General features: G+C 63.9%; 23 protein-coding genes. 13 read left to right on the top strand and 10 right to left on the bottom strand.

Going from position 1 to position 26,342, the window contains the following annotated elements; translation table 11 throughout:
• Positions 1 to 59 precede the first annotated feature (59 nt).
• Both ACSQ20_RS24955 and ACSQ20_RS24950 read left to right on the top strand, forming a co-directional pair.
• Complete coding sequence (locus ACSQ20_RS24955) at positions 60 to 1,052, top strand: homoserine kinase (protein ID WP_436025214.1); 993 nt, start codon at positions 60 to 62, stop codon at positions 1,050 to 1,052.
• Positions 1,043 to 1,846 carry a BPSS1780 family membrane protein gene (locus tag ACSQ20_RS24950; protein WP_436025212.1) on the top strand — a complete coding sequence of 268 codons (804 nt, stop codon included), beginning with the start codon at positions 1,043 to 1,045 and terminating at the stop codon, positions 1,844 to 1,846. The genes ACSQ20_RS24955 and ACSQ20_RS24950 overlap by 10 nt, the downstream gene beginning before the upstream one ends.
• Before the next feature lie 30 nt (positions 1,847 to 1,876).
• Here the strand turns inward: ACSQ20_RS24950 and ACSQ20_RS24945 are convergent, their stop codons facing one another.
• Positions 1,877 to 2,053: a DUF3563 family protein gene (locus tag ACSQ20_RS24945; RefSeq protein ID WP_436025210.1), complete on the bottom strand. Its 177-nt coding sequence runs from the start codon at positions 2,051 to 2,053 to the stop codon at positions 1,877 to 1,879.
• Positions 2,054 to 2,177: 124 nt separating this feature from the next.
• The gene (locus ACSQ20_RS24940; protein WP_436025208.1) at positions 2,178 to 3,317 is read right to left on the bottom strand and encodes an extracellular catalytic domain type 1 short-chain-length polyhydroxyalkanoate depolymerase; all 1,140 of its coding nucleotides are present in this window, start codon (positions 3,315 to 3,317) and stop codon (positions 2,178 to 2,180) included.
• Positions 3,318 to 3,528: 211 nt separating this feature from the next.
• Here ACSQ20_RS24940 and ACSQ20_RS24935 point away from each other — a divergent pair, with 211 nt between their 5' ends.
• From ACSQ20_RS24935 to ACSQ20_RS24920, 4 genes are all read left to right on the top strand, one after another.
• On the top strand, positions 3,529 to 4,224 hold the full coding sequence (locus ACSQ20_RS24935) for a phosphatase PAP2 family protein (protein WP_436025206.1): 696 nt from the start codon (positions 3,529 to 3,531) through the stop codon (positions 4,222 to 4,224).
• A 124-nt stretch (positions 4,225 to 4,348) separates the two neighbouring features.
• On the top strand, positions 4,349 to 5,152 hold the full coding sequence (gene modA, locus ACSQ20_RS24930; RefSeq protein ID WP_436025204.1) for a molybdate ABC transporter substrate-binding protein: 804 nt from the start codon (positions 4,349 to 4,351) through the stop codon (positions 5,150 to 5,152).
• 7 nt (positions 5,153 to 5,159) lie between these two features.
• Positions 5,160 to 5,834: a molybdate ABC transporter permease subunit gene (gene modB / locus ACSQ20_RS24925; RefSeq protein WP_436025903.1), complete on the top strand. Its 675-nt coding sequence runs from the start codon at positions 5,160 to 5,162 to the stop codon at positions 5,832 to 5,834.
• 4 nt (positions 5,835 to 5,838) lie between these two features.
• A complete protein-coding gene (locus tag ACSQ20_RS24920; protein WP_436025202.1) occupies positions 5,839 to 6,534 on the top strand; it encodes a sulfate/molybdate ABC transporter ATP-binding protein in 696 nt (231 codons plus the stop codon).
• On the opposite strand, the gene ACSQ20_RS24915 is transcribed toward ACSQ20_RS24920, so the two are convergent.
• The 3 genes from ACSQ20_RS24915 to ACSQ20_RS24905 all read right to left on the bottom strand — a co-directional run bounded on the left by ACSQ20_RS24915 (position 6,535) and on the right by ACSQ20_RS24905 (position 9,549).
• On the bottom strand, positions 6,535 to 7,413 hold the full coding sequence (locus ACSQ20_RS24915; protein WP_436025200.1) for a TOBE domain-containing protein: 879 nt from the start codon (positions 7,411 to 7,413) through the stop codon (positions 6,535 to 6,537).
• A gap of 74 nt (positions 7,414 to 7,487) precedes the next feature.
• Positions 7,488 to 9,065, bottom strand: coding sequence for a CHAD domain-containing protein (locus tag ACSQ20_RS24910; protein ID WP_436025198.1), 1,578 nt, complete (start codon positions 9,063 to 9,065; stop codon positions 7,488 to 7,490).
• A gap of 97 nt (positions 9,066 to 9,162) precedes the next feature.
• Positions 9,163 to 9,549 (bottom strand): tautomerase family protein, encoded by a 387-nt coding sequence (locus tag ACSQ20_RS24905; protein WP_436025196.1) that lies wholly within the window; start codon positions 9,547 to 9,549, stop codon positions 9,163 to 9,165.
• 135 nt (positions 9,550 to 9,684) lie between these two features.
• Between ACSQ20_RS24905 and ACSQ20_RS24900 the strand changes: the two genes are divergently transcribed.
• Entirely contained in the window at positions 9,685 to 10,548 is an 864-nt protein-coding gene (locus ACSQ20_RS24900; protein WP_436025194.1) for a LysR family transcriptional regulator, read from the top strand.
• 56 nt (positions 10,549 to 10,604) lie between these two features.
• Here the strand turns inward: ACSQ20_RS24900 and ACSQ20_RS24895 are convergent, their stop codons facing one another.
• Positions 10,605 to 11,060, bottom strand: a complete 456-nt coding sequence (locus ACSQ20_RS24895) for an N-acetyltransferase family protein (RefSeq protein ID WP_436025192.1) — start codon at positions 11,058 to 11,060, stop codon at positions 10,605 to 10,607.
• 149 nt (positions 11,061 to 11,209) lie between these two features.
• Between ACSQ20_RS24895 and ACSQ20_RS24890 the strand changes: the two genes are divergently transcribed.
• From ACSQ20_RS24890 to ACSQ20_RS24875, 4 genes are all read left to right on the top strand, one after another.
• Complete coding sequence (locus tag ACSQ20_RS24890) at positions 11,210 to 11,479, top strand: MoaD/ThiS family protein (RefSeq protein WP_436025190.1); 270 nt, start codon at positions 11,210 to 11,212, stop codon at positions 11,477 to 11,479.
• Positions 11,480 to 11,552: 73 nt separating this feature from the next.
• Complete coding sequence (locus ACSQ20_RS24885) at positions 11,553 to 12,659, top strand: exo-alpha-sialidase (RefSeq protein WP_436025188.1); 1,107 nt, start codon at positions 11,553 to 11,555, stop codon at positions 12,657 to 12,659.
• Positions 12,660 to 12,840: 181 nt separating this feature from the next.
• Positions 12,841 to 13,203 (top strand): MbcA/ParS/Xre antitoxin family protein, encoded by a 363-nt coding sequence (locus ACSQ20_RS24880; protein WP_436025901.1) that lies wholly within the window; start codon positions 12,841 to 12,843, stop codon positions 13,201 to 13,203.
• Positions 13,194 to 13,901 carry an RES family NAD+ phosphorylase gene (locus tag ACSQ20_RS24875; RefSeq protein WP_436025186.1) on the top strand — a complete coding sequence of 236 codons (708 nt, stop codon included), beginning with the start codon at positions 13,194 to 13,196 and terminating at the stop codon, positions 13,899 to 13,901. The genes ACSQ20_RS24880 and ACSQ20_RS24875 overlap by 10 nt, the downstream gene beginning before the upstream one ends.
• 24 nt (positions 13,902 to 13,925) lie before the next feature.
• On the opposite strand, the gene ACSQ20_RS24870 is transcribed toward ACSQ20_RS24875, so the two are convergent.
• The 4 genes from ACSQ20_RS24870 to ACSQ20_RS24855 form a co-directional block, all read right to left on the bottom strand.
• Positions 13,926 to 14,669 carry a metallophosphoesterase gene (locus ACSQ20_RS24870; protein WP_436025184.1) on the bottom strand — a complete coding sequence of 248 codons (744 nt, stop codon included), beginning with the start codon at positions 14,667 to 14,669 and terminating at the stop codon, positions 13,926 to 13,928.
• Between the two features lie 92 nt (positions 14,670 to 14,761).
• Positions 14,762 to 16,294, bottom strand: a complete 1,533-nt coding sequence (locus tag ACSQ20_RS24865; protein WP_436025899.1) for a c-type cytochrome — start codon at positions 16,292 to 16,294, stop codon at positions 14,762 to 14,764.
• A 126-nt stretch (positions 16,295 to 16,420) separates the two neighbouring features.
• Positions 16,421 to 18,022: a GMC family oxidoreductase gene (locus ACSQ20_RS24860; protein ID WP_436025182.1), complete on the bottom strand. Its 1,602-nt coding sequence runs from the start codon at positions 18,020 to 18,022 to the stop codon at positions 16,421 to 16,423.
• Between the two features lie 163 nt (positions 18,023 to 18,185).
• Entirely contained in the window at positions 18,186 to 18,746 is a 561-nt protein-coding gene (locus tag ACSQ20_RS24855) for a sugar dehydrogenase complex small subunit (protein ID WP_436025180.1), read from the bottom strand.
• A 651-nt stretch (positions 18,747 to 19,397) separates the two neighbouring features.
• On the opposite strand from ACSQ20_RS24855, the gene ACSQ20_RS24850 reads away from it, so the two are divergent.
• Both ACSQ20_RS24850 and treS read left to right on the top strand, forming a co-directional pair.
• Positions 19,398 to 22,874 (top strand): maltotransferase domain-containing protein, encoded by a 3,477-nt coding sequence (locus tag ACSQ20_RS24850; RefSeq protein ID WP_436025178.1) that lies wholly within the window; start codon positions 19,398 to 19,400, stop codon positions 22,872 to 22,874.
• A gap of 10 nt (positions 22,875 to 22,884) precedes the next feature.
• Positions 22,885 to 26,316, top strand: coding sequence for a maltose alpha-D-glucosyltransferase (gene treS, locus ACSQ20_RS24845; RefSeq protein ID WP_436025897.1), 3,432 nt, complete (start codon positions 22,885 to 22,887; stop codon positions 26,314 to 26,316).
• Positions 26,317 to 26,342 lie beyond the last annotated feature (26 nt).

Below are 26,342 nucleotides of genomic sequence, written 5' to 3'. Positions count from 1 at the left end.
GCGGCAACGCGTTGCTGCCCTCGGCGGACATCCGCTTACCTGAATTCGAAGTCTCCCGCATGGCCGTATTTACCGTTGTCACCGAAACCGACCTCGCGCAGTGGATGCGTCATTACGATCTTGGCGAAGTCGTCGATTTCCGCGGCATTAGTTCCGGGATCGAAAACAGCAACTTCTTTTTGACGACCACGCAAGGCGAGTTCGTACTCACCGTGTTCGAGAAACTAACGGCCGAACAACTGCCGTTTTATCTCGACCTGATGCGGCATCTGGCATCGCACAGCGTGCCGGTGCCGGACCCGGTGCCGCGCGATGACGGCGCCCTGTTTGGTGGGTTGCACGGCAAGCCTGCCGCCATCGTCACGAAACTCGAGGGAGCGCCGCAATTGGCCCCCGGCGCGGAGCACTGTGCCGAAGTGGGCCACATGCTCGCGCGCATGCATTTGGCGGGCCGCGATTTCAAGCCGTTCCAGCCCAATTTGCGCAGCCTCTCATGGTGGCAGGAGACGGTGCCCGCCATCACGCCATTCGTGTCGCAACCGCAGCGCGCATTGCTGCTGGCGGAGCTCGCGCATCAAACCGCGTTCTTTGCATCGGCCGACTACGCGGCGCTGCCTGGCGGCCCGTGCCACGGCGATCTTTTTCGCGACAACGTGTTGTTTGCGCCCGCGGCACCGGGCACGGGGCACGAGGTAAGGCTCGGGGGCTTCTTCGACTTCTACTTCGCCGGCTGCGACAAATGGCTTTTCGATTTGGCGGTTACGGTCAACGACTGGTGCGTTGATCTGGGGAGCGGGCGGCTCGATACTGTGCGGCTCGAAGCGCTGTTGCGGGCGTATCAAACGGTGCGCCCATTTTCACCGGAAGAATGCCGGCACTGGAGCGATATGTTGCGCGCCGGCGCCTATCGCTTCTGGGTGTCGCGCCTTTACGACTTTCACTTGCCGCGTGCGGCAGCCATGCTGGAACCGCACGACCCGACTCATTTCGAACGCATCTTGCGGGAGCGCCTTCGTGGTGCGGCGCCGGACGCGTCACCTCTATGCACCTGATCGAAGTCCCCGCAAAAACCGGCTACGCCTGGTACCAGCAAGGTATTTGGCTCTTTCGCAGAAACCCGCTGGCATTTCTGACGATTTTTTTCACCTATCTGCTCGCGATGTGGCTCGTCTCGAACGTGCCGCTGGTCGGCGGCGTGCTGCCGCTCGTGTTTATTCCGGGCGTGGCGGTGGGGTTCATGGCGGCGTACCGCGATACGATTGCTGGCAAGCCCGTGCTGCCGACCATTCTGATCGACGGGTTCCGGTCTTATGGAAGATTGACTGCACGGCGGCTTATCGAACTCGGCGCCCTGTATATGGGCGCCATCGTGCTCGTATTCACGAGTTCGGCGCTCGTAGACGGCGGCACCTTGTTCAAGCTGATGCTGGGCTCCCCCGAAGGCGGGCCCGCCGCGCTCGCGGGAACCCACGTGCAATTGGCCGGGGCCGTGGCACTTGCTTGCTATATACCGGTCGCGATGCTTTTCTGGTTCGCGCCGGTGCTTGTCGCATGGCACGACGTGCCGCCGGTCAAGGCGCTGTTTTTCAGTCTCGTCAGTTGCTGGCGCAACCGTGGCGCGTTCATCGTCTACGCGTTGCTCTGGTTCGCCACACTGATGGCAGCCTCGACGATTATCACTTTGGCGATGATTTTGATCGGCGCGGGCGCTTTTTCGTTCGTCGTGCTGTTTCCAGCCACGCTCACGCTGACCACCATGCTCTACTGCTCGTTTTACGCAACTTACCGCGGATGCTTCGGCCTACAGGAGCCGGGCGAACCCACCGATTCGACTGCGCCGGGCTGATCCAGCCAACCCGCTACAAAACACTGACGCTTAGCGGTGGCTCAACCAAGCCGTGGACGCAACGGCTGCGTCGCGATCAAGCTTGCGCATGCGGTATTCGAGATCGTAAAGGTCCGTGGCTTCGGACAGATAGCTGTTGTCGTGCGCTTTCTTGCGCTCGTCGGCGGACATCGTCAGGAACAGAAACAAACGGCTGAGCAGGAACATGGTCACCTCACTAAGGGTTAGACGCTGGTTGATTCGCGCCTAGGTATTTACCCGCATTATAGGGAAAACCCTAGATTCGCGCCAGCGTGCCCTGAACTCGCCCGATGAGTGTGGCGTTTACGCGTCAGTTGAAGCTCGCGGCCCGGCGAGGCGCCGGTGCAGCGGCCTGCTCTCGGCGCTGGTAGCGGAAGAATTCCCAGATCAGCGCGCTCGCATCAGGCCCTTTGCGCGAGTGAAAGGCGATGGCGTCGTCGCCGCCCGCCCACGCGTGCCCGAGGCCGGGCACGCGGCACAGCCGCACCACACGGCGCCCGCCGGCAAGGAAATCGCGCGTCACGCAGTTGCTCGCGCGCGTCTCGCGCACAGTGCCTCTTTTCCAGACGCCGTCGGCATCCACCAATCCATTGAGCCGCAGCAACGCTGCGCTCAAGTGCTCCGCGTTTTGCGGCGCCACAACCGCATCCCCATCGCCATGGATGATGATCGCGGGCATGCCAGGGTACGATGCCATGTCGACGGCGGCTTCCGCCAGTGCAACCGGATCGCGCCGCGCGCCGCGCCGCATGACGTCTATCGCGGTCAGCCCCGAATGCGCCTCGCCGAACGCCGGCGCCGAGTGCAGTGCGATAGCCGCGAAACGCTCAGGCCAGTGCAGTGCCAGCAGCGATGCCAGCCCGGCCCCCGCCGAAATGCCGGCCACATAGACGCGCTCGGCATCGAACCCGTATTCCTCGACAAGCGCGTCGACAAGCGACACGATTGCGCGCGCCTCGCCGCGGCCCGCGGTGTCTCTATCGTCATACCAATGCCAACAGTGGTGCGCGTGCACGTGCCGCGACTGCTCGGGATAGACGACCGCAAAGCCCTGCGCATCGGCAAGCAAATTCATGCGCGTCCCGGCCGCAAACTCGTCGATTGTCTGCTTGCAGCCGTGCAGCATCACGACGAGCGGCATTTTGAGCGTCGTCTTCGCGGGCGGCACATAAAGACCATATGGCAGATGATTGACCAAGCGCCCCGGCAACGGCGGCGCCGAATGATACGAGCGCGTCCAGTGGCCTTTGGCCCACGCGGCGGCGCGCGGACGTACGCGCGAGCCCGAGGCCTCGCGGGCTTCAGCGGGCTTGCCGGGCGTGACACTGTCGGCCCGTGTGCGACGCGGCTTCTTGGTTGCACTGCGCAAGGACTTGGCTTGGGCCGCAGGCAGGCTCGACATCAGCCGCTTGAAGCCGCCCAGCCAGATTTTGCTCAGGGTTTTGGTCATCCAACGGAGCCCTCAAAAGAAAAAAATAGTGTCAGTATCGATCGCTAATGATGCACCGCACAATAATACTCTGCCCGGCCGCGTTCTGCCCGCGCGGACCGACCCATCGTTATACTGTGTGTTCGCGCACGTATTTCGTGTCGTCCGAGCGGGCGGCTCGCGCGTTGTGAAGTTACGATCAAGTCGACGCCGCTTGTGCGTCGCACGCTCTATGCACGACCTGCCGATCCACCTCTGGTATTCGATCACGCGCCTCGGCGGCGCGGGTCTCACGCTGCCCCTCGCGCTCACCATCGCGTTGTGGCTTGCGCTCGGCTATACGTGGCGGCTCGCGCTTGGTTGGCTCGCGATCCTCGCCGCAGCCGTCAGCATCGTCGCGCTGACGAAAATCGCTTTTCTCGGATGGGGCGTCGGCGTGCGTGCGTGGGATTTCACCGGCGTCAGCGGCCATGCGATGCTTTCAACGGCAGTCTATCCGGTAGGTATCTTCCTGACGCTCTTGCCAACGCGCGCAAGCGTGCGCGTGGCAGGCATCGTGATCGGGCTTGCGGCCGGTATTGCCGTCGGGCTCTCGCGCGTCGTGCTCGATGCCCATTCGCCCTCCGAGGCTGTGTCGGGCTGCATCGTCGGCGCGCTTGCCGCAGTGTGCTTCGCTTACTGTGCGTGGAATGCACGGCCAGGCAAGCTCTCCGTCGTGCCCGTGGCCGTCAGCCTGCTAATGCTGGCCGTCGCACTTCATGATGTGCGCGTGCCGACGCAGCGCTGGATTACCCATGTCGCGCTGCACCTGTCCGGCCGCGATCGGCCGTTCATTCGCGCTCGCTGGAAAGCCGGCGTCCAAACCCCGCGCCGGACACCGGACGCAGCGCTACGGCACGATGCCTCGTTGCCATCCGGTTTGACCTGACTGACGGGTCGCCGTCGCCCCCTCCGCTGCTACGCTCCATGCTTGCCCGGGTCACGGTCGATGCGCACACCGTTATAACCTTAGGTATATTACGATAGCGATTTCGCTGCGACCCCACGCCTTAATGACCTTATTTACACGTTTCGCCGGACGCAGATTCACCTGCCCAGTCGTCGCCCTCGCCGCTGTGCTCGCGTGCTTCGGCGCTAGCCCGGCGTCTGCCGACGAGCTCGTCGTTTCGGCCGCGGCTAGCCTCACGAATGCGTTCAAGGACATCGCAAACGGCTTCGAGCAGCACCAGCCCGGCACGAAGGTGCTGCTGAATTTCGGTGCTTCGGACGCGCTCATGCAGCAAATCGCCAATGGCGCACCGGCCGATGTATTCGCATCCGCCGACGAAGCGGCGATGGACAAGGCCGTTAAAACTGGCGTCATCGATACCGCTTCGCGCCAGGATTTCGCCGCGAACTCGCTCGTGATGATCGTCCCCGCGGACAGCCGGCTTGCCGTCGATTCGCCGCGCGCGCTCGCGACGATGCCCGAGGTCAAGCGCATCGCGCTTGCCGACCCCGCCTCCGTCCCTGCAGGACGCTACGCGCAAAGCGCGCTCGAACGCGATGGCTATCCGATCTGGGAAGCGATTAAAGCGAAGTCGGTACTCGCCGCGAACGTGCGCCAGTGTCTCGACTATGTCGCGCGCGGCGAGGTTGATGCCGGCTTTGTCTTCGGCACAGACGCCGCCATCGCGGCAACACGCGTGAAAATCGCCGCGACACTGCCAACGCCCACACCGATCGCTTATCCGATTGCCGTCGTGAAATCGAGCCGTCACGCCGCCGCGGCGCGAGCATTCGTGGACTACGTCCGCTCGCCGGTTGGCCAAAGCCTGCTGGCCAAATACGGTTTCAAACCGGTTGCGGCGCGCTGAGATCATGATGGATCAGGCCTGGGTTCCGCTGCTGCTGTCGCTAAAAGTCGCCGGCTGGGCGACTGCGCTCGATTTGGCGGTAGGGGTCGTCGCCGGGCTCGCGCTAGCGCGATGGCGCTCCGGCGCGCGCGATGTCGTCGATGCGCTGCTGACGCTGCCGCTGGTCATGCCGCCTACCGTGCTCGGCTATTACCTGCTGGTATTGCTGGGCCGGCGCGGTGTTCTGGGCGGCTGGCTCGATTCCGTCGGCATTCAGCTCGTGTTCACCTGGCAGGGCGCAGTGCTCGCTGCAATGGTGGCGGCCTTCCCGCTCGTGTTGAAGTCGGCGCGTGCCGCGTTCGAAGCAGTCGAGCCGCAATTCGAACAAGCCGCGCGCACGCTGGGCCTCAGCGAAACCGCGCTCTTTTTTCGCGTGACGCTACCCCTTGCGGCGCGCGGTATTCTTGCCGGCGGGTTGCTTGCGTTCGCGCGCGCGCTGGGGGAATTCGGCGCGACGCTGATGATTGCCGGCAACCTGCCCGGACGAACACAGACGTTGTCGGTGGCGGTCTACTCGGCGGTGCAAGCCGGCGACGACGCCACCGCGAACCTGCTCGTGCTCGTCACATCTGTGGTCTGCATCGTCGTGCTGCTTGTCGCGGGGCGGCTTGTTCCGCAGCACTCGCTTTTGACCTCGCGCTGAACAAATGACGCTCGCTGTCGATATCCGCAAAACACTCGTCACGCGCGAGCGGCAATTCACACTCGAAGTCTCGTTCGAAACCCATTGCCAGCGCGTGGTGCTGTTCGGACCTTCCGGTGCCGGCAAGACGCTGACGCTACAGGCCATCGCCGGGCTCGTGCAGCCCGATGCGGGCGCCATTACCCTTGCCGGGCGTGCGCTCTTTGATGCGGAGCACCGTATCGACGTCCCGGCTCGCGAACGCGGGGCAGCTTATCTCTTTCAGGACTACGCGCTGTTTGCGCACCTGAACGTGCGGCAAAACATCGGCTTCGCACTGCGGCGTGGCTGGTTCAATCCGCGTCCGAACGAAGCGCGCGCGGACGTCGAGTATTGGATCGATGCGTTCGAGCTACGCAGCGTCGCGGGCAACTATCCGTGGCAGCTTTCAGGGGGGCAGAAGCAGCGTGTTGCGCTTGCGCGCGCGCTGATTGCGAAGCCGCGCATGCTGCTGCTGGACGAGCCATTTGCCGCACTCGATGCCACCATGCGCGAACGAATGCGGCGCGAGCTTTCCGAGCTGCAAGCGCGACTCGAGATCCCAATGGTGCTGATCACGCACGATGCGGCTGATGTGGCCGTGTTCGGCGATCAAGTCGTCCAGTTGAATGATGGCCGGGTCGAAGCGGCGCTGCCGCTCCAAACCATTCTGACGCGCTGATCATCCGCGCGTGCCGAGAATCACGCTCGACGCTTTAAACGCGGCGATGGCGCGCTTGCCCGTTGCCAACTGCAACTCGTCCACGCTCTCATTGGTCACGATTGCCGTGACGACATTCGATGAAGGAGCCGCCGCCGGCCCGCGCGCCGCGTCATCGAGTTCGAGCGACACTTCGGCGTTTACGGCACCGCGGGTCACCGTGACGATCGTCCCGCTCAACTGGTTACGTGCCGAGATCCGCAGCCGCGCGCCTGTGCCCGAATCGTCGACAGCAAGCAGCACCCATGAGGCCTTGATCAGCGCATAAGCCTCGGCCCCGGGCTCGAACCCCAGCGTTTCGGTGCTCGCATGCGTGATGATCGCGACGATTTGCTGCCCGCCCGACAGCGCGAGTGTGACTTCGTCGTTCACCGCGCCGGGCTTGATCGAGGCGATGGTGCCGTACAACTGGTTGCGCGCACTCGTTTTCATCCCGATTCTCCCGATCAATGTCCAATCGCCGGCAAAGCCTTCGATCGCGGCACTCGCGCGTTCCATGAAGCCTCGGTGCTCGCGCTCGATCGCATAGAACGTCTCGATCAGGCGCTCCGCGCGCGGCGTCAGTGTCGTGCCGCCGCCCCCTTTGCCGCCGGCGGCCCGTACGACGAGCGCCTCGCCGGCCAGGTTGTTCATCGCGTCGACGGCCTCCCATGCCGCCTTATAGCTGACGCCCACTGCCTTGGCCGCCCCTGTGATCGAGCCCGCTTCGCGAATGGCTGCCAGTAGCGCGATGCGCGTCGCGCCAGCCAGGGTCTCGCTTCCGGCGCGCAGCCACAATGCGCCATCGAGTGCGAGCGCATCGGTATCGCGCTTTTGTGTATCGACGGAGGGTTCAGTCATGGAATCGGCGCGCTAAATGGAACGAAATGGGATGAAATCAAACGTAACGGCGGGCGGCCATTATAGGCAACGGCTCAACGCCCGCGCGAGATCTTCGGCTTGCGCAACTTGGCGACGAGCCGCTCGCCTTCGCGCGCCGCGCCGCGGTCGACGGCTTCGCACCAGCCGCGCGCGAGACCCCGCTGGTAAGGCGTGAGCTCCAATCGGTCAAGAAAACGCAGTGCCGTTGCCGCATCGCTGCCCGCGCCCAGCGCGCTCTGGATTCGGCTCAACTGACGTAGCAGCTTACGTCCCGCGCGGGGGCGGACGACCCGCTCGAAGAATTCCACGGTGTAGCGCAAACGCTTCGCCTCGATGCGGCGATGGTGGCGCGCCGCCGTATCGAGCGACGTCAGCGCCGGCTTGGCCGTCAGCCGCCTCCAATAACGACGCGCGCGCTTTGCAGCATAGTCTGCAAGCGTGCGCCGGGCGTGCTTCGCGGGACCGGCCGAGAAACGCTGGTTGGCCAGCCACGTGAGCCAGCCGAGCGTCAACTGTGCATAGCGGCGATCGAATAGCGCTGCGTGCAAGCGCTCATGCGCGATGTGACGTTGCGCTTGCGCCGACGCCTGCACGGCGGCCCAGGCCGAAGCGTCCACATCCGATGCGGCCAGCGCGGGCAGCGTCGAACTCACGAATACATCGAGGTCGCGCGCTTCGCCTAACTGCTCGCCCAGCCATGCAAGACCGGAGGCGACGCGGGTCTGCCACGTCTCGTCCAGCCAGCGGGGAAACACTTTCGCACACGTTTTGGCGCGCCGCAAAGCGACCCGCATTTGATGCACGGGCTCCGCGCCCGCACCTTCGCGTACGCCGCACGCGTTACCGAACCACTGGCATGTGATATTGCTGCCGATTGCGATCAGCGCGGCGTGCGGCGTGCGGGCACCCGCCAGGTCGATGCGCGCCGCGCGGACCGGTCCGACGCCGTCGTGACCCAGCGCGCGTGCATAGACATCGCTTAGCGAGATAAAAGCGGGCAACGCGTCGACGAGCATGTGTGCCGCCGCCAACAGCGCGGCGCACGCCGGCTTGACGTCGGCATCGTTTGGCAGGCCGCCGCCAACACCTTCGCAAGGCGCCCGCAGATGGAGTTCGCAAAACGAGGGGCAACCGTGGTCCTCGGACATCGGATCGAGCCCGTCGAGCAGCGCAACATCGACGCGACGGCCATCAGGGGCATCCCACCGAAACGCGGCACGATGCAACGGCAAAGGGCCTATCGATGTAAGCTCGGCGTCGGCTTCTCCGGCTATTGCCTGACGAAACTCGAGCGGTATTGCGTCGCTCGTGGCCAGCAGCGCCCCCGCTTCCAACGAGGTTTCGCAGATCACATCGCGAAGCATCAAGCCCGGCAGCAGCGGTTCGCCGCGCAATATCGCGACGCGCCAGCTACCGGAGCACGCTTCCAGTACCATGCAGGCCGCCTCGTCGCCGCGCTCGAAAAGCCGCACGGTGAACGGCTCGCGAGCGCTCGTGCGCACCATCGAGGGCAAGCGCGCAAGCGCCCGCGCGATGCGCGTGCTGGTAGCCGAAGACGCACGCGGTTGCCGTTTTTCTGCCCGCGTGGGCTTCGTCTTTATTTCGAGCACCAGCTCTAAGGCACGGAACATCGGCAATTCCTTACGTCCGGGGCGTCCGAGGTCGCGGTCTTTCCGATGTTACACACTCGCGCCGAACTTACGCAGGGCGCAGTGCGCCCCAACGCGCCTATCGCTTGACGTACTGCGCCACGCCATTGCCAAACGACCAGTTCTCCGGCAACACCTCCACCAGATTGATGAACACATCCTGCTGGCGCACGCCGGGACGCTCAGCCGCCAATTCGACGATGCGCCGGTACAGCGCCTCCTTTTGCGCAAGCGTGCGCGTATTGCTGACGGTGAGCTGGATCACGACGAAATCGTCGCCACGCTCGATGCCGAGATATCGTCGGTTGTAAATCATCAGACCCGGCTCATGCTCGGCAAACAGCACGAATTGATCGTCTTCAGGAACATTGAACGTCTCGACCAGCGCGCGTTGGATGCTGTTCGCCAGCCCCTCGCGGTATTCAGCGGATTTTCCTGCGCTCAAATTGATGCGGATCAGCGGCATGGCAGTGGCCTCGTAGGTGAATGGGTCAGCATCGGATCACGACCGGTCGATCATCGATGACTCCAGTAGCCAGATTAAATTGTTCCAGCCATAATTAAAACTCATTAAAGATGATTTCATCTATTTCAAACGTAAATGAAAGTACTCGACCTCGATGCCGTCCGCGCGTTCGTGCAGGTAGCCGATCTGCGCAGCTTCACGCGCGCCGCCGACGCGCTGGCAACAACGCAATCGGCCGTTAGTCTCAAGGTCAAACGGCTGGAGGCTCAACTCGGCCAAATGCTGTTCGAGCGGACGCCGCGCTCGGTGCGCCTGTCGCAGGCGGGCGATGCGTTTGTCGAATCGGCTCGCGAACTACTCGATGCGCACGAGCGCGCGCTGGCCTCGCTCAGCATTGAACAGCGCCGGCTCAAAATCGGGCTCAGCGAGCATGCGGCCGGCCCCGAACTGCTGCGCATCGTGACGAGCTTGCATCGGCACGATCCGCAGCTCGTCGTCGAAATGCACCTCGGTCAGTCGGCTGCGCTGCTCGCGCAATACGACGAACGGCAACTCGACGCCTGCATCGTGCGATACGAAGCGGAGCAAACGCCGACGTGGGCGGGCTGCAGCGACGCACAGCCGCTGTTTATCGAGCCGCTCGCCTGGCTCGCCGCGCCGGGCTGGAAGCGCAGCCCCAGTGCACCGCTGCCGCTGGCGATGCTGGCGGGACCCTGCGGTGTGCGCTCGGTTGCGCTGCAAGCGCTCGATCGGGCGAACATTGCCTGGCAGGAGATCTTCGTCGGCGGCGGCATTGCCGCGGTAGGCGCGGCGCTCACCGCCGGGCTGGCTGTCTCGGCGCTAGCCAAGCGCGTCGCGCCCGCGGGAGTCGTCGATATCGGCAGCGCCGCGGGCCTGCCGCCGCTGCCGCGTTCGCAGATCGTCATGCATTCGCGCGTGCGCGAACCGCGCTCAATCGCGGCGCTGCGCATTTTGGCGGCAGCGCTCGGGCGCGGTTAGGATGAGCCGCCCGTGTTAGTGCCCGTGCCTACGCGCGAGCGGCATCGGCCTACTCGCTACTCGTTATCGAAATCGATCGCATAGCGCACGGTGCCGCTGTGCGGCGTATAGCGGTCGTATAGTGCGCGGGCGCGATAGTTGTTCTCTTTCGTATTCCAGTAAAACCGCGACCAGCCGTGTTGCCGCGCCGCGTCGACCAGCCAGTCGATCAGCAAACCACCCACGCCTTGCGCACGCGTGGCCGGATCGACGAACAAGTCCTGCAGATAGCACACCGGCGTCAAAAGCGAGGTGCTCTCATGAATCACATAATTCGCGATGCCGATGACGAGACCGTCGTCCCCTGCCGCTACGATCGCATGCACGGGCGACGCCGGATCGAGGATTCTCGACCACGCATGCTGCGTCACCGCGTCAGACGGCTCGCGCTCGTAAAATCGCATGTAATCGTCCCAAAGCAGCCGCCAGCGCGGTTCGTCTCTCGGTTCGATCGTGCGTATCGTGACTGTCATTTGAAGATTTCACGTGGGTTGTCATTTCCGTGGGGAACGGAGGCGATGTCGATGCAATCTACCGCAGCGCCGACGTTTGTGCAGCGACGGGCTCGACTAAACTGAACGCAAAGCGCGGCAACCGTCCCTTCCCTTTACCTACTCCCGCCATGGCGCATCTCTTTTTCGCGGCGTCGATTCAACGGCACGTCCCCGCTCCAGAGCGCGACGTGGCCGCCCGCTCCGTCGACGAGGCGCTCACTGCCGCATTCGCTGACGAGCCGAGGCTCCGAGGCTACATCGTCGACGACCAAGGCGCGCTGCGTCGCCATCTGGCTGTCTTCGTCGACGGGCAGCCCGTGCGGGACCGCCAGCGTTTGTCCGATTCGGTGAACGAAAACAGTCGAATCTACGTCGTGCAAGCGCTGTCGGGCGGATAAGGCAACGGGTGGCGCAGCACGCACCTCATGCAGGCGGGCGGTGCTTCGGCTGACGGCATAAAGGAGACTCATCATGAGCGATCGATTACTCGTCGCAACCCGCAAGGGTCTTTTCGAATTCCCTTGGGGCGGCGGGCCGCTCGACGTGCGCTCCGGCATCACGCATTTTCTCGGCGAGCCCGTCTCCATGACGCTCGCCGACCCGTGCGACGGCACGCTTTATGCCGCGCTCAACCTCGGACACTTCGGCGTGAAGCTACACCGCAGACGCGCTACGACACGCGAATGGGAAGAATGCGCTGTGCCCGCTTATCCGTCGCAGCGCGACGAGCCGGCGACGGACGATTCGGCAGCGTCGGGCTCGTGGACCCTGGAGCAGCTCTGGGTGCTCGAACCGGGCGGCACCGACGAGCCAGGCACCTTGTGGGCCGGCACGATTCCCGGTGGCCTCTTCCGTTCGGACGATGGGGGCGATAGCTGGACGTTGAATCGCGCGCTGTGGGACAAGCCCGAGCGCGCCGAATGGGCGGGCGGCGGCTACGATCACGCCGGCATCCACTCCGTCGTCGTCGATCCGCGCGACAGCCGACATGTGACCGTCGGCGTGTCGTGCGGCGGCGTCTGGCAAACGCGCGACGGCGGTGCGAGTTGGCAATTGAGCGCGCGGGGAATGGAGGCCGACTATATGCCGCCCGAACGCCGCGACGACGGCAACGTGCAAGACCCGCACCGCATCGTGCAATGTGAAGCGGCGCCCGACACGCTTTGGTCTCAGCATCATTGCGCTATCTTCCGTTCGACCGACGCTGCCGAACGTTGGCAACGCATTGAGGCGAAACCGTCGAGTTTTGGCTTCGCGGTCGCGGCGCATCCGCGCGACCCACTCACCGCCTGGTTTGTGCCGGCGGCCAAAGACGCCTGCCGCGTGCCCGTCGATGCTCAGTTCGTCGTGACGCGCACAAATGACGGCGGAAAGACGTTCACATCGTTTTGCGCCGGACTGCCGGCGCCACCCGCCTATGATCTCGTCTACCGCCACGGGCTGGCAATCGACGCAACCGGCACACGCCTCGCTATGGGCTCGACCACGGGCGGGCTATGGACGTCGGAGGACAGCGGCGAACACTGGCACCAGGCGTCGGCGCATCTGCCGCCAATCCATTGCGTGCGGTTCGATTGAAAACGCTCAGGCAGACAGCCGAGGTTCGCCAGACGGGGTTGTATTAATCTACGGATGGACTAATATGCAGATATAGACTTGATTTGGACGATTTTTTATGTCTGCTGCCGTCGCAATCCATCACCTTTCCCCCGCCGCGCGCACGCCCAAGCCGTCGGGCAGCGCCCCTTCCGTCGCGGATATGTCCGCAGCGGGGTTGCGGGCATTCTTCAACATTGCCCGCGATTGGGACCTTTCCATCGACGAGCAAATCGTGCTGCTCGGCTCGCCCGGCCGGTCGACGTTCTTCAAATGGAAAGCGGCTCCCGAATCGGCGCGTTTGTCGCGCGACACACTGGAGCGGCTGTCGCTGCTGCTCGGCATCTATAAGGCGCTGCAGATTCTGCTGCCCGAGCCGGCCGGAGCCGATGCCTGGGTCAAGCGCCCCAACAGTGCGCCTCCGTTCGGCGGCGCCCGCGCGCTGGACCGGATGCTCGCCGGCAATGTCAGCGATCTCGTCGTCGTGCGGCAATATCTCGATGCCATGCGGGGCGGATGGGCGTGAGCGAGGAAAACCGGCAGATTCGCTGGCGTCTCGCCACGCTCGATTGGTCACCGGCCTATCGCGTCATTCCCACGCGCTTTCCCGCAGTCAATTTGTTCGATCGCGTCGCGTCGAGCGAAGACTTCGATGCGCTTTATGCGCTCGAAGCAATGACGAACGACCGCCTGCGCACGGAAATCGGCGAACTCGATCTCGTACCGCGAGACGAACGGTGCTTCGGCGCCGGCAGCGGGCCCATCATGGCCGCATTCACGCACTTGAACCCGCTCGGCAGCCGGTTTTCCGACGGCAGCTACGGCGTCTTTTATTGCGCAAAAGCGTCGCGCACTGCCATCGCGGAAACGCGTTTTCATGCGACGAAGTTTCTTGCGGCAACCTGCGAGCCGCCGATGCGGCAGCAAATGCGCCTGTACACGGTCACGGCTCGCGGCGAGGTCATTGACCTGCGCAGCGACGAAACGCTCGACCCCGCCGTGCTCTCGCCTACCGACTATGGCGCAGCGCAGGCGCTCGGACGCGCTGCGCGCAAAGCAGGCGCGCCGGGAATCGTTTATCCATCGGTGCGCGATGCCAGCGGTCAATGTCTGGCGGCGCTCAAAACGACGATCCTGCGCGAGTGCGTGCACGCAGCCTATCTCGAGTACAACTGGAACGGCACCGAGATCGACAGCGTCTTCGAACTCAATCAAGTCGGCTAACCCCGACGGTCAGCTATCAACGCGTCACGGCAACGCCATTTGCGCCGCCCCTTCGGCCATCGCCGTTTCAATCGATACGGCCCACGCATTGAGCGTCAGGGCTTCGGTGATGGTGAGCTTGCCCGTTACAGCGAACGCACCGGTATCGATAAAAAGCTGCGAGCCGATGCGCCCCATCTCGCGCATCGGCGTATGGCCGCAGTAGGTCAGTGAAAGGCCCGCTTGCCGTGCCGGGTCGCCGTTGCCGAGCGCAAGCTCGCGGCCCCACAGCATTTGCTGACGCACGCGCTCGGTGAAAACGCCCGCGTCGAGTTCGGTATCGGAGCCGAAGAACTCGGCATGGACGATATTGAACCGGCGCAGGCCGGTGCCGACGACGCGCACGAGCGGCAGCGTGCGCAAACGCTGCGCATACCGCTGCAACGTTTCATTGGGCAAACCTTCCGCCCACTCGCCGCCAATGCCGTACCACCAACTGCGGCGCATGCTGCCTTCGGCCACCAGACACAGCGCTTCTTCGTGATTGCCGAGCACGGCGTAAAACCACGGCTTGTCGAGCAGCGTAAGCGCTTCTTCCGATTGGCTGCCGCGGTCGATCAAATCGCCTACCGAGAAAAGACGGTCACGTGTGCCGTCGAATTCGATCTCGCGCAGCAAATAACGCAGTGCGTCGACACAGCCATGCAAGTCGCCGACAACGAAATCGCGCCCGGCGGTGTTCGCAGCATGCCGGCACACGATGGGTGAAGATTGAAGCGTCGTTTCCATACAGCATTATCATCCCGTGCCCGCCACAGGGGCGGCCACTCAGGTGCAGCGCTTCGTTACTGCTACAGCCACAACCACAACTACTGCTACGGCTATTGCTGCCGCGTGCGCAGCCGGGCCACATCGGTGGCCGTGAGCGTTGCATGCGGGTTACCGAAGTGCTGCGTTACATAGTTCACGACTGCCGCGATCTGCTCATCGTTCAGTTGTTTACCGAAGCCGGGCATCATCACGTCGGCGCCGGCCGTATTTCGCGCAACACCAAACAATACGACCATCGCCAAATTGCTCGCATCGGGTGCGCCCGCCACCGTGTTATGAATCAACGACGGATAGGCGAGCGGCGCGTTGCCGCCAATGCCGCGGCCGCTCCAATCATGACACGTCGCGCAGTTGGCAATAAATAGCTGCGCCCCATTGACGCCCGCAACGGCGGTGCCGCGCAAACGTGTCACGTCGTCAGCCGGCTTGCCCCATTGGTCGCGCGCACGCGTTTCGCCGCCCGAAACCGGCGGCACCGAATGCAGATAAACGCCGATCGCGCGCAAATCGGCATCGGTCAGAAACTGCGTGCTGTTGGCGACTACCTCCGCCATGGGCCCGGCCGCATTCGCACGCCCGGGTGCCACGCCGGCAGCGAGATAGCGCAATAAATCGTCATCATTCCAATTGCCGATCCCGCTGGTCTTGTCGGGCGTGATATTGAACGCGTGCCAACCGGCTTGGACCTCGCCCGACAAGCGATCGTTCGTCTTCAAGCCCTGCATGAAATTGCGCGGCGTATGGCATTCCTCGCAGTGCGTCAACCCTTCAACGAGATACGCACCGCGGTTCCATTGCGGGCTTTGCTTCGGATCGGGCACGAAGCGCCCCTCGTGGAAATTGAAGAGCTTCCAAAAGAACAGCAGCCAGCGCTGATTGAACGGAAAGCTCAACTCGTTGCGCGGCGGCGTGTAATGCACCGGCGTCAACGTGTTCAGATACGCGCGGATCGCCAGCACATCGCGCTCGGCGACACGGGTGTATTCCGCGTAGGGGAAAGCCGGATAAAGGTGCTCGCCTCCTTTTCCCACGCCCTCGTGCATTGCTCGAACGAAGTCGGCATCGGTCCAGCGGCCGATGCCGGTGTCGGCGTCAGGCGTGATGTTCGGCGTATAGATCGTGCCAAATGGCGTGCCGATCGGCAGGCCGCCCGCAAACGGGCGTGTCTTGTCCGACGTATGGCAGGCCGCGCAATCGCCGGCACGCGCAAGATACGCGCCGCGTTTGACGAGGTCGGCGCTCTCGGCATCGGCTTGCGTAAAACCTGCCGCACTTGGCGAGGAACCTTCGGGGCCGGGCCCACCCGCTGCACTAGCAGCGACGTCGGCAGCGGCGCTCGATGGACTCGTAGCGCTGCTCGAGACCGCCGGGGTATTCGACGCGTTCGACGCTTCGTGCGCCGCGGGTAGCGACAGCGCCACCGCCCCCGAAGCCGCCGCGGCGCTTCGCGCCTCGGGCTGCCCCTGCGCACGCGCCGCCGAAAGCGGCGATTCGTCGACCGACAACTGCGATTGCACATCCGTCGAAGCATGCCACGCCAGATAAAGCGCAAACAACGAGAACGCGGCGGCGACGCTGCCCATGCGCACACGCAGAGGCAGACGCCGCCGCAGTAGAGGCCGACCGGGCGGCGTCGAGTTATCGGCTTGAGCCGCTTCAGAACGGAGTGGCTGGTTCGTCATCGGGGTTCTCATCGATTTACCGCGCCGTCAGAGTTCATGTTTGAGCTTTTCGGCGAGCCGCAGCGCGAGCGCCGCGATCGTCAGCGTGCAGTTGACCGAAGCAGCGCTCGGCATCACCCCGCTCGTGGCGAGAAAAAGATTCGGATGGTCGTGGGTACGGCAATCGGCATCGACCACCGAATCGGCCGGGTCCGCACCCATGATCGTCGTGCCCATGATGTGATTGTTCGGCGCAAAGCGATCGTCGAATGTCACCTCGGCCCCGCCGAACAACGCCGCAATCTGCGCATAGACCTCGTGCGTGTGCGCGGCGCTCTTTTTAACGTAGTCGCCGATGGCGTAGTAAATCTCGGGCTGCGGAATGCCGAGCGCGTCTTTATGATCGGCCGACGGCAAGATCCGGTTTTGCGGATTCGGCAGGATCTCGTGAAAGCTGTTGATCGTCAGCGTGCGCGAAGCGCGGTCTCGAATCTGCCGGTCGAGCTCGGCGCCCGTCACGCCCTTTGCCAACAACGCAGCCGTGATCGCCATCGTCGGTACGCCATTCGACAGATGCAGCTTCTTCGCCGCGTATTCGGACCGAAACGCGCCGTCGCGAAAGTTGACGACCGAAGTCATCTCCATCGGCCCGCGCCCGGGCCACAATGCCTCGTTCGCCAGGAAGCTCACGCCGGTGCCGGGATGGTCCATCAAATTGCGGCCAACCTGATCCGAGCTGTTGCCGAGTCCGCGGACGAATTTATCCGTCGTCGACATCAGCATCAGCTTCGGTGTTTCGATACCGTTGGCCGCCAGCACAAAAAACTTGCCCGTCACACGGGTCGTGCCGCCGGCGGGGTCTCGGTAGTGCACCGCGGAAATGAGCCCCTTGTCGTCGGCTTCGACTCGATAAACCACCGCCTGCGGCACGAGCTGCGCACCCGCCTGCTCGGCCTTCTCGGCATGGACTACACCGTTGTACATCGCGGCAATCGGGCAGATCGGCATGCAATTGTTGTTGCCGCAGCAAGTCGGACGCTCGTCGTAAGGCCGGCTGTTGCGCGCCACCGGTTCGGACACGACTTTGAAGCCGTTGCCGTTGAGCACCTCGCTAAAGCGCGCATCGAGATACGACAGCGGCAGTGCCGCCATCGGATACGGCTTCGAGCGCGGCGAGCCCAAATCGGTAGAGGCTTCCGGGCCCGACACGCCCAATTGCACTTCCGCCGCGTAATACCACGGCTCGAGCGTTTCGTAAGAAATCGGCCAATCGCGGCCGACGCCGAACTGCGTCTTCAGCTTGAAATCGGAAGGCAGCAGACGCCACGCGGCCGCGGCCCAATGCCATGTTGTCCCGCCGACCAGCCGCAGGTACTGCGACTCATACGGATACTCGCCTTTTTGGACGAGATAGCCGTTCGGCGGCGAGTACTCGGGGTGCGGCGCATACGGCATCGACGGGTAGGGTGTCGCAAAGTCGGCCTTCGCCGCGGAATTGCGAAAATTCTCGACGATCTGCCAGCGCGGCACGCGCGGCCCCGCTTCGAGCAGGATCACCGAGGCGCCCGCCAAGGCGAGCTGGTGCGCGACGAGACCGCCCGCCACACCGGAGCCAACTACAACGACATCGGCAGAAGGGTTGTTGGCCATGTGTTGAATTGCGATATGAGTTCAATGAATCGAGCGGCCTGGGGCCGCAAATTACACGCCGGCGACAACTTGAGCGACGGCATGCCATGAGATGTGCTCAGTGTTCGATGTTCGGTGTTCAGGTATCAGCTTTCGGCGCCTGCGTGCGCCGCGGCGGGCCGCTTTATCCGATGGCGGGCTTCTTCGCCCAATAGAACGGCACGTCGCGACAGTACGACGGCACCGTGAGGACATCCCGCACCGGGTCGAACATCAACGCGCGTTCATAGGCGAGCACGCTGATAGTCGGCGCTTCACCGACGAGACCGAGATACCAGGCCCGCATGATTTGGCTTACCGTCTTCGCCAGACGCGGCTCCTCGGCCTGCAGCGCGGCCGTCACGGTATCGCTCGGCACACCGCCATGCGATTTGAGCCACGTATTGAGTGCAGCGACATTCTCCGTAAAAGCGGAGTCTGCTTTTGCCAACGCTGCATAGATGCGCTGGCTCAGTGTTGGGTCGAACTGCGCGCGGCCCGTCAGCTGTTGCGATAACGCGACAAACGCATCCTGCCCGCCGCCAGCCGGCGGCGCAAAGGCAAACGCGGACGCGCTGCCGAACGGCAGGCCAAGCGCCGCCGCCAACGACAGCGCCACAGCCGAAGCGCCGGTGCCGAGCAGGAATTGTCTACGGGCGAAAGCCGCCGGCGTGTTGCCGCACCGGCTCTCTCGAACATCTGTCATGTGGGCTCCAAGGTCATATCCGTGACCCTGCCGGTACGCACCGGCATGAAGGTCGCCCCGAATCCGGTCTTGACGCCGCCCTGGAACTGGCGATCTTTCATTATGCGAGATGGTGCGAGATGCGCGGGCGGTACCCACTGCGACGAAATATAGCCGGGTCGGCATCATTCGACAATCGTCTGTGCGCAATCGGGCCCAACCCGAAGCATGCGAAACGCGCTGGCGAGCGTCGTTTATTGGCGACTGTAAGCGTCCTGCAATGCGGCGATATGGCATCGACGCCTCGCGGTGTGGCAGGCATCGACCGTGCGGTGCAAGCAAACAACCACGCGCAAATCGACACGGCCGTGTAAAAAGGCGCCACCTGCCGGCGTCACGGCTATATCGTTCCCCGTTGCATCGCAGTGGTTGGCTAAAACGGCCCCACCGCCCGCCAAAGGCGCGCATACTGGTTTGCATTGACTGCGACGCGCCGACTCGCGCACGCCGTCCGCTCAACGCGGCATGCAACCTGCTTGCGCTCATGCGCCAGCTTGCCGCGGACGGACGTCCTTTCCCGCCTCGACGCGCCAACACGGGCCGCCCTTTTTTGGCGATGCGATCGCGCGCACCGCGTGCATCCACACCGCCGGATGACAACGGAATCGACCGATGGAACGACGTCAAGTCTATGCGCCACGAATCTATTTCATTCACCCTCTGCTCGTCGGGCGGCTCGATGCATGGCCTGCCCAGTTCGAGCACGCCGCCGCGCTCGGCTTCGATCACGTCCTGATCGGCGCGCCGTTCCTACCCGGCGAAGCTGGCCACCTGCAACTGACGGCCGATCACCGTAACGTTCATCCCGCCTTCGACACGACCGACGACGCCGATACGGTCTTGCATCGGCTCGCCGAAGCCGCCAGCAGCCACGGGCTCGCGCTGCTCGTCGATCTCGTCATCGATCGGATGGCCGCCAACGCCGGGCTCGTGCGCAATCGGCCGCATTGGTTCCATCCCTTCGAGCCGCAACACGCGCAGCTCGATCCGCGCCACGCGCGGCACGAGGATCACGCGGCGTACTTTAACTTCGACGCCCCGAGTGCCACGAGCGAAATTATCGCCTGGTGGAGCGAGCGGTTGAGCACGCTCGTGCAAGCCGGCGTGGCCGGCTTTCGCTTCGATTCGCCGCATCGCGTGCCGACCGACGTGTGGCGCGCACTTCGCGCAGCTGTGTCCGCTCAGCCGCCGCAACCTCGGCAGCAGGCCGAGACGCGCTTTCTGGCCGCCACGCCAGGGCTCGCGCGGGGCGACATCGCGCAACTCGCCGAAGCGCGTTTCGACAGCGTCTTTTCGTCGGCGCGCTGGTGGGACTTCCGAGCAGACTGGCTTGCGGACGAACATGCTGCGCTGGTCGCCGTCGGCGCGCCTATTGCTTTTCCCGAAGCGCCGTACGGGCAACGCCTTGCGGCCGATTATGCCGGCGAAAGCGACGCGATTGTGGTCGAGCGTGCGTATCGGCGCGCCATCGCGGCAGCCGTCGCGCTAGGTACCGGCTGGCTGATGCCGATGGGCTTTGAGCGCGGCATCGACGAACCGCTCTCGTACCGTTCAGGCAGCGCCGAACGCTATCGGGAGGCCTGCGCCGCGGGCCGTTTCGATTTGAGCGAGTACATTGCGCAAATGAATCGCCTGGTGCAGCAAACGCCGCTGCTCGCAACGGTCGGCGAGTTGCGGGCGCTGTCGAGTGCCGGAGTGAACGCCGCCGTGTTGCTGCGCGGCGAATGCGCCGATCTGCGCGACGCACGCGAAGCGTTGCTGTTCGTCGCCAACCCCGACTTGAGCGCGCCCGCATTCGTCGACCCGGCGCATCTGCTCGATGGCGTGCCCGGCGGCTTCACGGCCTTCAAACCGCTGACGAGCGCCTGCACGACGCCCCCCGAGCCGCTCAGCGCGTTCACGCTGCCGCCGGGCGAGACGCGGCTCTTGCGCGCCCTCCCGCGTCCTTGCGTGACGCTGCGGCACAGCTCCAAGCGTGCGGCAACGGCTGCCGTCACTGAAGCGCTCAATGCGCCGCGTCTTGCGATCGAAAACGTGTCGCCGAGCGTCGATGGGGGCCGCTTCGTCGTCAAGCGTGTCGTCGGGGAAGCCGTCGAGATCAGCGCGGCGATTTTCGGCGAAGGGCATGACAAGATCGCCGCCGCCGTCGTCTGGCGCGCCGCCGATGAAGTAGCCTGGCGCGAAACGGTCATGACACCAGCCGAACCGGCCGGCCTCGATCTGTGGCGCGCCCACATCACACTGGCGCGCACGGGCCGCTATGAGTTCACCGTGATTGCTTGGCGCGACGATTTCGCCTCGCTCGTCGATCACATGCGCAAGAAGCTGAATGCGGGGCAGACTGTCGAACTCGAACTCGAGGAAGCACGCCATTTGCTGGCGCGTGTGCTGGCCGAAGCGCAGACCACGGACAGCACGAGCGACGATGCCGCCGCCAACGCGCGACAAACGCAACACACCGCGCTCGAACGCCTCAAGCAAATCGTGCAGCAGTTCTCGCGCGCGCGCCCGGATGCGCAGCTCGACCTCGTGCTTGCCGCCGATACCGCGCAAGCCGTCGCCCTTGCGCGGCACCGCCCGTTCCTCTCGCGCGATATGACGACGTATCGTATCGACGCCGAGCGGCTCGCCGCGCGGTTTGCTTCGTGGTACGAGATTTTCCCTCGCTCGATGAGCGACGACCCGCACCGCCACGGCACCTTCGATGACGTGATCGCCAAGCTGCCGCGCATCCGCGACATGGGGTTCGACGTGCTCTACTTCCCGCCGATCCACCCGATCGGCAAGGCGAACCGCAAGGGCCGCAACAACACACTCAACGCGCAGCCGGACGATGTGGGCAGCCCCTATGCGATCGGCGGCGCCGAAGGCGGCCATACGGCCGTGCATCCGCAACTGGGCACGCTGGACGACTTCAAGCGCATGCTCGCCGCGGCACATGCGCATGGTCTCGAGATCGCGCTCGATTTCGCCATTCAGTGCTCGCCCGATCACCCCTGGCTCAGCGAGCATGCGGCATGGTTTGCCTGGCGCCCGGATGGCACGCTGCGCTATGCGGAAAATCCGCCGAAGAAGTATCAGGACATCGTCAACCCCGAGTTCTACGCGCATGACGCCAAGCCCGCGCTATGGCTCGCGCTTCGCGATGTGATCCGATTCTGGATCGATGCGGGCGTGCGCATCTTCCGAGTCGACAACCCGCATACGAAGCCGCTGCCATTCTGGGAATGGATGATTGCCGACATCCGCGCGACGAACCCCGAAGTCATCTTCTTGTCGGAAGCGTTCACTCGGCCACGACTGATGTATCGCTTGGCGAAGCTCGGCTTTTCGCAGTCGTACACCTACTTCACCTGGCGCGAATCGAAGCGCGATTTCACCGACTACCTGACCGAGCTCACGCAAACCAACGTGCGCGAACATTTTCGGCCGCATTTTTTCGTCAACACACCCGATATCAATCCTCGCCATCTGCAAGCATCGGGACGCGCCGGCTTCATGATCCGCGCGGCGCTGGCCGCGACGCTATCGGGCTTGTGGGGCGTCTATTGCGGCTTCGAGCTATGCGAGGCACAAGCGCTTCCGAACAGCGAGGAGTATCGCGATTCGGAGAAGTACCAGTTACGCGCGTGGGACTGGAACCGGCCCGGCAATATCGTCGACATCATTACGACGCTGAACCGCATTCGCCGCACGAACCGGGCGTTGCAAAGCCATCTCGGCCTTACGTTCCTTAGCGCGCACAACGACAGCATCCTGTTTTTCGAAAAGGCGACACCCGCTCGCGACAATGTGATTCTCGTTGCCATCAGCCTCGATCCGTTCTCGCCGCAAGAGGCCGATATCGAGTTGCCATGGCACACGTTCGCGCATTGGCAGATGAACGAATGGGACGCGCTCGCTGTCACGGATCTCGCGAACGGCGCGAGCTTCGAGTGGCGCGGGCGCCATCAACATATCAGGATCGAGCCCGACACCCGGCCCTTCTCGATCTGGCGCATCGCGCCGGCCGCGGGCCTGCCGCGAGATACGCGCGCGCATCTCGAGCACGGCTGGCCCGACGCTGCGGAGACGCATCATGAAGCGTGAAGATCAGCAGATGAACCCTGGTGCCGCACATGCCGAGAACGCATCGGATGCGCAACACATGCACCCTCGCCCAGGGCGGCGCGCCAAACGCGCACCGCTGTCGGACGATCCGTATTGGTATAAAGACGCCATCATCTATCAGGTGCACGTGAAGTCGTTTTTCGATGCGAACAACGACGGCGTCGGCGATTTCCCTGGGCTGATCGCGAAGCTCGACTACATCGCCGAGCTCGGTGTCGATACGATTTGGCTGTTGCCGTTTTATCCGTCACCGCGTCGCGACGACGGCTACGATATCGCCGACTACCGCAGCGTTCACTCCGATTACGGCTCGCTTGCCGACGCGCGCCGCTTCATTCAAGGCGCGCACGCACGCGGCATTCGCGTCATTACCGAACTCGTCATCAATCACACGTCCGATCAGCATCCGTGGTTCCAGCGCGCGCGCCGCGCGAAGCCCGGCTCCACTTATCGGAACTACTATGTGTGGTCCGATACCGATAAGAAGTACGACGGCACGCGCGTGATCTTCATCGATACGGAACCGTCGAATTGGACGCACGACCCGGTGGCCGGCGCATATTACTGGCATCGCTTCTACTCGCACCAGCCCGATTTGAACTTCGACAACCCAGCCGTGTTGCGCGAAGTGCTGCAAGTCATGCGTTTCTGGCTTGATATGGGCATCGACGGGCTCAGGCTCGACGCCGTGCCGTATCTCGTCGAACGCGAAGGGACGAACAACGAAAATCTGCCCGAGACGCACGCGATCTTGAAGCGCATTCGCGCGACGATCGATGCCGAATACCCGAACCGGATGTTGCTGGCCGAAGCCAATCAATGGCCTGAGGACGTGCAAGAGTATTTCGGCAACGAAGATGAATGCCACATGGCATTTCACTTTCCGCTGATGCCTCGCATCTACATGGCGATTGCGAGCGAGGACCGCTTTCCGATCACCGACATCATGCGGCAAACGCCGGAGTTGCCGTCCAGTTGTCAATGGGCCATCTTCTTGCGCAATCACGACGAGCTCACGCTCGAAATGGTGACGGATTCGGAGCGCGACTATCTCTGGAACACCTATGCGAGCGACCGGCGCGCGCGTCTGAACCTCGGCATCCGCCGGCGGCTCGCGCCGCTGATGGAGCGCGACAGACGCCGTATCGAACTGATCAACTCGCTGCTGCTGTCGATGCCGGGCACGCCCGTCATTTACTACGGCGACGAGCTCGGCATGGGCGACAACATCCATCTCGGCGACCGCGACGGTGTGCGAACACCGATGCAATGGTCATCGGACCGCAACGGCGGGTTTTCGCGCGCGGACCCCGAACAACTTGTGCTGCCGCCGCTGATGGGCGCGCTTTATGGCTTCGACGCCGTCAACGTCGAGGCGCAAACGCGCGACCCGCACTCGTTGCTCAACTGGACCCGGCGCATGCTCGCCACACGCCGCTCGACGCACACGTTCGGACGCGGCGGCATTCGCTTTCTGCGCCCCTCGAACCGTAAAATTCTCGCTTATCTGCGCGAACTCGAGGGCCATCCGCCCATTCTGTGCGTGGCCAATCTGTCTCGCGCGCCGCAGGCGGTCGAGCTCGATCTATCCGAATTCGCCGGACGTGTGCCGGTGGAGATGACGGCCGATTCGATCTTTCCAGCCATCGGCCAACTGACGTACCTGCTCACGTTCCCGCCTTACGGTTTCCTCTGGTTCTTGCTCTGCAAGGGCGAAGACCGTCCGACGTGGAGCCAGCCCGGCTCAGAGCAACTGCCCGAGTTCGTCACGCTCGTGATTCGCTCGGAGCAGACGGGGCCGACCCCCGAAAACGTGCGTCTGCTCGAGTCGGAAGTGCTGCCGTCGTATCTGAGCCGTCGGCGCTGGTTCGCCGCGAAGGATCAAAAACTCAGTGCGGTGCGGCTCGCCGCGCTGACGACGATCCCCGGTGCCGGTTTCGCGTTCACCGAAATCGAAGCAGACGTCGGCAAGCACACCGAACGCTATGTGCTGCCGCTGGGCATCACCTGGGGGGCCGACACGACGGTGCCGCTTTACATGCAGCTCGCGCTCGCACGCGTGCGGCGCGGACGCAACATCGGCCACCTGACCGACGCATTCGCGCTGCCGCAGTTCGCCCATGGCGTGCTGCACAAGCTGCGCGAGCGCGCCGCGATTCAAACGGTGCAAAAGAGCGAAATCCGGTTTCTGCCGACGACCCGCTTCAACGAACTCGACGATATCGGCGACACGCCGGAAATTCGCTGGATTGCGGCCGAGCAAAGCAACAGCTCGCTCGTGATGGCCGACCGCGCGGTGCTCAAGCTCGTGCGCCGCGTTGTCGGCGGCATTCATCCGGAAGCCGAGATGAGCCGCCATCTGACCGAGATCGGCTATGCCAACTCGGCGCCGCTTTATGGCGAAGTCGTGCGCGTCGATCCAGCCGGCACGCCGCATACGCTCGCGCTGCTGCAAGGCTTCATCGAAAATCAAGGCGACGCGTGGAACTGGGCGCTCGATTATTTGCGGCGCGTGATCGACGAGTTGGCGCTCGCCGCCGAGACTGACGAGCCCGAAGCACAGGCCGACAAGACCGAGGGCTACCGCGGCCTGACCGGCACCATCGGCCGACGGCTCGGCGAGCTCCATGCGGCCCTCGCCGCGCCAACCGACGATGTCGCCTTCGCTCCGGAGCAGGCGACGCGCGAGGATGTGCGTGGCTGGATCGATGCAGCGCAATCGATGCTCGCCAGCGCACTCGACGTGCTGGCAGCCGAGCTCGCCAAACCGGGCGACCATCTGACGGGCGACACGCGCACTGTGGCGCAACGGTTGCTCGAACAGCGCGAGCGCCTCGCCGAAGCGCTCGATCGACACGTTCCGGCCGAACTTGACGCGTTGCGCATTCGCGTGCACGGCGACTTCCATCTCGGGCAGGTGCTGATCGCGCAAAACGACGTCTACCTGATCGACTTCGAAGGCGAGCCTGCGCGCACGCTCGATGAACGGCGCTTGAAGAAGAGCCCGCTCGTCGATGTGGCCGGCCTGCTGCGCTCACTCTCGTATGCCAGCGCGGCGGCTCAGCCGACGTTCGAGAACGCGCCGGCGCAGATGGCCGATCGCAAACGCCTGTTGTTCGAGCGCTTTCGGGTGCTCGGCGAGGAAGCGTTTCTGGCCGGCTATCGTGAGGCCGCGAGCAAAGCAGTCAAACCGCTCGTGTCGCCGCAAGCCGAAACGGTGCTGCTCGATCTGTTCCTCGTCGAAAAAGCCGCTTACGAGGTTCGCTACGAAGCGGCGAATCGGCCCGCCTGGCTCGGATTGCCCGTGCGGGGGCTCGCCGCGCTCGCGGATCGCCTGCTTGGCGTGCCGCCAAACGAAGGCGGACATGCCGACGACGACGACAATCAAGACGACGCCGACGGCACGCCTGCGTCACCCTGACCTGCTTCGGTGCGCCAAATGAACGA

It is taken from the genome of Trinickia sp. LjRoot230, assembly GCF_964253315.1.
Taxonomy (GTDB): domain Bacteria; phylum Pseudomonadota; class Gammaproteobacteria; order Burkholderiales; family Burkholderiaceae; genus Trinickia.
The sequence above is the reverse complement of the archived record's forward strand: the minus strand, read 5'-3'. Positions and strand labels throughout refer to the sequence as shown.